Annotated in this window: 1 protein-coding gene and 1 pseudogene; both read right to left on the bottom strand. The window is 47.1% G+C overall.

Annotated elements, in window-relative coordinates; translation table 11 throughout:
* Positions 1–31 precede the first annotated feature (31 nt).
* Positions 32–916: pseudogene (locus tag ACZ2M0_RS09410) on the bottom strand (IS3 family transposase); the annotation flags it as partial.
* Between the two features lie 31 nt (positions 917–947).
* Positions 948–1,394, bottom strand: a 447-nt coding sequence (locus ACZ2M0_RS09405; protein ID WP_490059278.1) for a transposase, incomplete at its 5' end; no start/stop codon positions are given.

Genomic DNA, 1,394 nt, shown 5'->3' with positions numbered 1-1,394 from the left:
TGAAGTTAACCCCTAGAATTGGACGTTAACATTAATTCATGTTTGCTAAGGCCGTATTCCGATATTCAATCGGGGTGCGGCCTTTTAGCGTGTGCCTGATTCTAGCTTGATTGTAGTATTTAATCCATTTTTCCATGGCCTCCTGCAGCGCCTTCTTAGTAGGATAGGTATAGGTGTAGTAGTCTAGCTCAACCTTCATGATGTGAAAAAGACTCTCGCAGGCCGCATTGTCGTGGCAGGTCGCCCGTCGCGACATGCTTTGAAAAACGTGGTGCTGCTTTAGGGTCTGACAATATGCTTTGGACTGGTATTGAATGCCCTGGTCGCTGTGAATCGTCATGCGGTAAGGCAGTTTGGGCCGGATCGCCAAAACCTGCTTGAGTCCCTCTAGAACATATTTGGTCTGCGGCCGCTGACTGATGGTGTAGCTGATGATTTCACCGCTGTAAAGATCTTTAAAGGGCGAGAAATATAACCGTTCGCTCATGCTCTTATTGCCATAGCGAAACTCGCTGATATCGGTGACTACCTTTTGGTAGGGCCGATCGGTCTTAAACTTCTGGTGGAAGCGGTTCTTCGCCTTCTTGCCTTGCGGACCTTTTGATGAATCATACTTGCCTGCACGCAAGTTGTATTTGCGGGCCAGCAGCTTGTGCTCCTTCATCAGGCGGTAAATGCGTTTATGGTTCACCTGCAAGCCGTACTTGATTTTTAGCGTGTCGGTCATGGGCAGGTAGCCGAAGCTGGGATTATGCCTTTTAACCACTTTAATCAGCGACAGTAAAGCCAGATCGCTGTATTTTTTCCGCCTGTTGCGCGGGTGATACTCGTAGGTGCTCTTGGCTAAAAAGCTATAGTGCAATAGTTCTTGCAGTTGATAGTTGTGCTCATGCCTTAACTCTTGGATGATGGTCCGTTCTTCTTGCGTTGAGCGTCTTTGCGCCGAGCTAAGGCTTCGACTTTTTTAGGTAGTCGTTCTCAATGTGGAGCTGACGGTTTTCTAAGCGCAGCCGCTCTAATTCAGATAACTCACTGCTGGTATACTTAACTGGTTTTTTAGGCGATTTGTTCATTGGTGGTCGGCCTCGTTTGGTAAAGAGCGCATCAAGCCCGCCTTCGTCAAAACGTTTTTGCCAAGTACAAATTAAGCTGGGTGTGGCAATTTTGAAGTGAATGGCGGTATTTTGATAGGTCTCGTCATGTTCTTTTCTCCAGTTTAAGACTTGAAGCTTGAATTGACCACGATAATTTTGCGAGGTGTGCCGAATTTCTAGACCCTTAACGCCAAAGTGCTGGTATTGTGCAGCCCAGGTATCAATTAGTTGATGTGATCCGGTGCCAATCATTTGCGCCACAGAATGGCTGCTGTAGCCTTCTTTGAGCAAGTTAAGCGC

This window comes from Lactobacillus sp. VURO6/B1 (VP7) (assembly GCF_058139575.1).
The sequence above is the reverse complement of the archived record's forward strand: the minus strand, read 5'-3'. Positions and strand labels throughout refer to the sequence as shown.